The following is a 5,986-nucleotide window of genomic DNA, read 5'->3' as shown; positions in this document are numbered from 1 at the left end:
TTAGAAAGTAAATCTTAAAGAAAACCTTGCAAGTAAAAACACAAAGAGTTCGAATAAATAGATGGATTAGGGCGGAAACGGTTAGAGTAGTAGGACCCGATAGCAAGCAGCTGGGCGTTATGCCGTTAAATCGTGCTTTATATATTGCTAAAGAGTTGGAATTGGATCTTGTAGAAGTAGCACCTGGAGCTAAACCGCCGGTATGCAGAATAATAGATTTCGGTAAATATAAATACGAACAACAAAAAAGAGAGAAAAACCAGAAGAAACAACGGAGAGTACAGCAGATGAAGGAAATGGTTTTTAGACCTTCCATCGGCGAGCACGATTTTGAAGTAAAAACAAAACACATCAGAGAGTTTCTTGAGGATGGGCATAAAGCGAAAATAGTAGTGCGATTTAGAAGAGGAGAAATGGCTCGTAAGGAAAGAGGTAGCCAGCTTCTCGCGAAAATACAGAAAGGAATGGAAGATATAAGTAAAGTTGCAAAACCTTCTTATATGTTAGGCAAAGCACTAATGATGGTTCTTGCGCCTATAGAAGTTAAGAAAGATAAAAATGCCAAAACTGAAAACAAAGAAGTCGGCGGCTAAAAGGTTTCGTTGTTCTGCTTCCGGAAAAATAATAAGAAACAAAGCAGGAAAACGACACTTTTTAAGCAGTAAAGGTACAACGCAGAAAAGAAGATTAGCGCAAAAAGATACAGTTGATGCGTCAGACCATAAGAGAATCAAAGAGCTGATACCTTATAAATGATGACAGAGGACAGAGGGCAGAAAACAGAAGACAGAAAAATCTGATTTCTGGAAACTGCTTCTGTTATCTGATTACGAACAAGGTGAGGAGTAGAGATGCCTAGAGTAAAAAGAGGAACAATAAAAAAGAAAAAAAGAAGAAGAATATTAGGCAAAGCGAAGGGATATGTTGCCGGCAGAAGTAAACTCTATACCGTGGCAAAGGATGCTGTTCAAAAAGGACTTGTCTATGCCTATAGAGACAGAAGAACAAAAAAGAGAAACTTCCGCAGTTTGTGGATACAGAGAATAAATGCCGCCACAAGAAGCCAGGGCATAACCTATTCACAGTTAATTGACGGCTTAGCCAAAGCCAATGTCGAAATAAACAGAAAAATGCTGGCAGAAATGGCAGTCAACGCTCCAGAATCATTCTCTGCATTAGTTGAGATAGCGAAGAAACATATTGAAGTAAAACCTGCTAAGGCGAGTTAAGTTTACCTTCGTTTCCCCACCAAGAAATTGGCAATTTCCCTGTCATTGCGAGAAGCGTAGCGACGAAGCAATCTCCTAGTGTCACTTTTGAGATTGCCACGCCCTCACAATGACAAACAGCTATTGTTTTGATGTTTTAACAAACACCGATAACCCATGGTCCCCCTGTTACATTATGCCCTTAGAAATTCTATGGAATTTCAAGGACTTTATTCTCCCTTTCAGGGACTAAAACCCTGAGATGCTCTGCATCTCTAGGGGCCGGAAATGCTTTGCATTTCACGGGGAAAGAATGTAGGGTGAGAAAACCGTCTTTCTTGCTTCCGCAAGAAACGGGCAGGTGTTTTTCTACAGTCCAATGTCTAAGGTCTATGGTCTCGTCTTCTTCTTGCTTCCCCGATATTTAGAATGTTATACTTTACGAAGATAGTTTATAGTTTGTGGTTTATAGTTTAAAGATAAGGAACAAAACCAAAAAATAAGAGAAATATAAATAAAAGATGCTAAACGAACTTGAAAAAATTAAGAAGGAATTTTTAGACTCTATTGAAACTATCAAAGACAACAAGACATTAGAGGAGTTAAGGGTTAAATTTTTGGGAAGAAAAAGTGGTTTAACCTCTGTCCTTCGTTCTTTGGGGACACTTATTCAGGAAGAACGTGTTTTAGTTGGTCAGAAAGCAAATGTTTTACGCAAAGACATTGAGGCTCGATTAGAGGAAATAAAGCATAATCTTGGTCAGAAGACAGGGAAAGAAGTTTCTATTGACCATACTCTTCCGGGTCTTCCTTTATCACTTGGCAAAGAACATCCCATAACAAAAACGATTCAAGAAATAGTGGATATTTTTTCTCCTTTGGGATTTCAAGTGGCTACAGGGCCCGAAATAGAAACTGATTATTATAACTTTGAAGCTTTAAATTTCCCGCCTGACCATCCTGCGAGAGATGAACAGGATTCTTTCCAGCTTTCAGGTGGTAAATATTTACTTCGCACTCAGACTTCGCCGGTGCAAATAAGAGTGATGGAGAAAACGAAACCACCTATAAGGATAATTTCACCGGGCGTATGTTATAGAAGAGATAATCCTGACGCTTCACATTCTCCGATGTTTCATCAGGTAGAAGGATTGGCTGTCGATACAGATATACATTTTACCGATTTGAAAGGTGTTTTATCAGAATTTATCCACCAAATGTTTGGCAAGGAAATAAAAATGCGTTTTGTTCCTTCTTTTTTCCCGTTTACCGAGCCATCGGCTGAAGTGGCTATTTCGTGTATTATATGCGGGGGTAAAGGTTGCTCAACCTGCGGAAGAAGCGGCTGGTTGGAAGTATTGGGCGCGGGCATGGTTCATCCCAACGTTTTCAAGAAAGTGAATTACGACCCCAAAAAATATACCGGATTTGCGTTTGGTATGGGTGTTGAGAGGATAGCAATGCTGAAATACGGCGTCGGCGATATACGGCTTTTTTATCAAAATAATTTACAGTTTTTACGTCAGTTTTAATCGGAACAAAATTCCGATACTCTGCGTTACAGGGTTCATTCAAATTAAAATCAGTAAAATCAGGGTCACATCCCATATTTTTCTTGCAGAATCTATAATAAGAATGTATTCCTGTCCTCCAGAGGCGGGTAAATTTTCGCGGGAATGACAAAAAAAGAGGGCGTGAATGATAGGATAAATGAGATTGCCTGCTCGCTTCGCAAGCAGGCGGGCTTCGTCACGGAATTTATCCCGCTTTCAGCGGGGCTCCTCGCAGTGACAGAACGGGGAATCCAGTCTTTCGTCATGAATAGATTCCCGATAAAAGCTATTCGGGAATGACATACTTTGTCATAAACAGATTTGTCCCCAAGTGTTTCTATTGGGGATAAAGACCCCCGATTACTGCATTCGGGGGCAGGCTATTCGGGAATGACACACAATGTGAAGTACTTTCTGCGTTCCTTAGTAATTAAAAGTTTTTTCCATTTTTTAAATGTGTTATAATTTCGTCTTATGCGAGCTTTACCGTCCTTAATTCATATTTCGTTTAAGAATATTATCAGGCAGTCGTTTTTTTATCTTGCAATTGTAGGAGCGTATCTGTTTATAGTTTCCACTCCGGCTTTTACAATGTTCACCTTTTTTGACGCTGAAAAATTCTTAATAGATACAAATATGGCTACTATTCTTCTTGTTGGATTATTAATCAGCGTTCTTGCTACTTCTTCTATAGTTGGCGGCGAGATAGAAGACAAAACGACTACACTGCTTTTGAGTAAACCTTTATCGCGTTTTACTTTTCTTTTATCGAAGTTTTGCGCGGTGGCATTGGCATTGATTCTTGCCTTTATTCCCCTTATATGCGCTCTTATAATGACATTGGACGTAGGTGTTCCGGAAGCAGTTTGGAGTGATGTTAACTACCATACTCTTTGGTTTGAATTTCTACCGTTAATAGGAGCAGCGCTTGTAGCCGCCGCGGCAAATTATTACGCGGATAAAAATTTCGCTTCCAGTTTCATAATTTTGTTTAGCATTTTTCTTGTAATTTCTTTATCCGTTCTGTGGTTTATGAGTAAGGCTCCTCTTCAGATGAACTTGTTTTATCCGATTATACTTTTATGGATGAGTAGTGTTCTTATTTGTCCAATTGCTTCGCTGTTAGCATTGAAAGGCAATGTTTTTTTTACATTGACATTTACTTTTTTGATTTTTGCTTTGGGACTTGCATCAAACTGGTTTTTAGGCGGTTTATTGCATAATCCGGGGATAAGAATCATCTATTCAATTATCCCTAATTTCCAAGTTTTCTGGATAGAAGAATTCTGGACAAAAAAAGAATACATTCCCATTGCTTATTTTTGGAATGTGTTAAAATACGTTTTCCTGTATTGTGCGGGTATGCTTTTTTTAACTTGGAGCATATTGGAAAACAGAGAAGTTTCGGGCGGAAGATAGAAATTAAAAAATGGGTAACGGTAACGAAGCTCCGATGGAGTCCGACACTACGTGTCGTATCATACGGAGTCGTCGGACCCGTATCGGTTAAGGCTCGTAATTGGTAACTCGTAAAGCGTAATTCGTAATTTTTAAAATTACCAATTACTGATTACGAAAAAACGAGTATCGCCTGCCTCGCCTTGCTCGTCAAGGCGGGTAACTCTAACCTGTAGTCCCCCTGTTTCATTTCGCAGAAATGTAGGGGGAGAATAACGATATTTAAATATGGAAGAAAAAAATAAATTCAAAAGAGGGTTTCAAACAGCTTTAGCTGCCTGTTTATTCCAAATTGTTCTCGCGCTTATATTTTACTTTTTATTTACTCGCGTAAAATCTCCGCTTATTTTATTGGAAACTTTCCATGTCTTAATAGGAATACCGATTTTTGCTATCTTTTTGCTTGTTTTCCATCAAAGGTACAGAGAATCACTTGAAAAAGAAGAAGTTGAAGAGCTTACTAAAAGAGAAGGCAGAATCTTTCAAGACGATGAAAGCACTATTCTTATATCCCGCGTTCGTCTGCGCCAGACGGAAAAATGGGCGATGCCTATACTGGGATTTCTTGTTTCGAGTGCTTTGATTTATGTAGTTTTTAGAGCACTATATTTTTTTCGCGGAAAACCTCTTACCTATGAAGCAAATCTAGCAATTTGTTTTCCTCTCATAGGGCTAACTTTTGTTATCTTTGTATTCTCTCGTTATATCCTTGGTATGTCTAAAGAAAAACAATTAAACGATCTTAGCGCTATAGGAACTTATCTCGGCGTAAACGCGCTGTTCACTTTTCTTATAGCTATTTCTATTGCTTTTAGATCTTTTAACCTTATAAGAATAGAATGGTTTGTATTTTACGCTCTCTGTTTTTTCCTTATACTAGCCGGGATTGAATATCTTCTAAACATTCTGGTCTCATTTTATAGAACAACGGGAACTAAAAACCGCACATTTTTTGATTCCAGGATTTATTATTTTTTGTCTACCCCTGAAGAAGTTATCCCATCCTTCTCGGAAATAGTCGATGTCCAATTCGGTTTTCGAATCACTCAAACTTGGTTTTATCAATTCGTAAGAAATAGAATGGTCCCATTATTTATGCTCTGGGCATTCTTGCTATATATCCTTACGTCTATTGTGATTGTGCAACCCTATGAAAAAGCTTTTATAGAATTTTTAGGCAAGCCCATAAGCGAAAAAGGCGAGCCGAAGTTATTTGGCCCGGGGCTACATCTTAAATTCCCGTTCCCAATAGGGAAATCGAAAATTTATGATGTTGACAGAATTAAACGGGTTCGTGTGGGAGTAAGAGGGGAAGAAGGAGAAAGAGTTTTGTGGACGGAAAGACATTATGAAGAAGAATTTAACTGGCTCATTGCCAGCCAAGAAACTGTGCCAACAAGTTCTCCTCTGGCAACCGAAAGAGCTGTCTCTTCTGTCTCAAGCAGAACTGTTCCTGTAAACTTTTTGTCGGGAGCGATATGGGTTTATTATAAAATTAATTCTACTGATCTTTTTAGTTATGCATATAAACATTCAGCGCCGGAAAGTGTTCTTGAAGGGATTATATATAACCAGTTTACCAAAATAATAATGAATGTTGATTTTTTTGACATTTTAAATGTCAATAGACTTCCTCTAACAAATGTGCTTAGAGGAAAAGTTCAAGATGAAGCAGATAAAAAAGAACTTGGCGTAGAAATTATATCGGTAAGTTTCGAGAGTATTCATCCTCCCATAGAGGTAGCTCCCAGTTTTGAAAAAGTTATT

Annotated in this window: 7 protein-coding genes; all 7 read left to right on the top strand. The window is 38.4% G+C overall.

The window, feature by feature from the left end:
* The first annotated feature begins 26 nt into the window (after nt 1-26).
* Nucleotides 27-593 carry a translation initiation factor IF-3 gene (infC, locus tag KAS42_04630; GenBank protein ID MCK4905503.1) on the top strand — a complete coding sequence of 189 codons (567 nt, stop codon included), beginning with the start codon at nt 27-29 and terminating at the stop codon, nt 591-593.
* On the top strand, nt 559-756 hold the full coding sequence (gene rpmI, locus KAS42_04625) for a 50S ribosomal protein L35 (GenBank protein MCK4905502.1): 198 nt from the start codon (nt 559-561) through the stop codon (nt 754-756). Before infC ends, rpmI begins: the two co-directional genes overlap by 35 nt.
* 95 nt (nt 757-851) lie before the next feature.
* Complete coding sequence (gene rplT, locus KAS42_04620; protein ID MCK4905501.1) at nt 852-1,229, top strand: 50S ribosomal protein L20; 378 nt, start codon at nt 852-854, stop codon at nt 1,227-1,229.
* Between the two features lie 500 nt (nt 1,230-1,729).
* Nucleotides 1,730-2,740, top strand: coding sequence for a phenylalanine--tRNA ligase subunit alpha (gene pheS / locus KAS42_04615; GenBank protein ID MCK4905500.1), 1,011 nt, complete (start codon nt 1,730-1,732; stop codon nt 2,738-2,740).
* A 144-nt stretch (nt 2,741-2,884) separates the two neighbouring features.
* On the top strand, nt 2,885-3,061 hold the full coding sequence (locus KAS42_04610; protein ID MCK4905499.1) for a hypothetical protein: 177 nt from the start codon (nt 2,885-2,887) through the stop codon (nt 3,059-3,061).
* Between the two features lie 174 nt (nt 3,062-3,235).
* Entirely contained in the window at nt 3,236-4,180 is a 945-nt protein-coding gene (locus tag KAS42_04605) for a hypothetical protein (protein ID MCK4905498.1), read from the top strand.
* Nucleotides 4,181-4,447: 267 nt separating this feature from the next.
* The coding region (locus tag KAS42_04600) for a hypothetical protein (GenBank protein ID MCK4905497.1) at nt 4,448-5,986 on the top strand (1,539 nt) is incomplete at its 3' end.

The organism is bacterium (assembly GCA_023135785.1).
Taxonomy (GTDB): Bacteria; CAIJMQ01; CAIJMQ01; order CAIJMQ01; family CAIJMQ01; genus CAZNJA01.
This window is presented reverse-complemented; position numbering and strand designations above follow the sequence as displayed.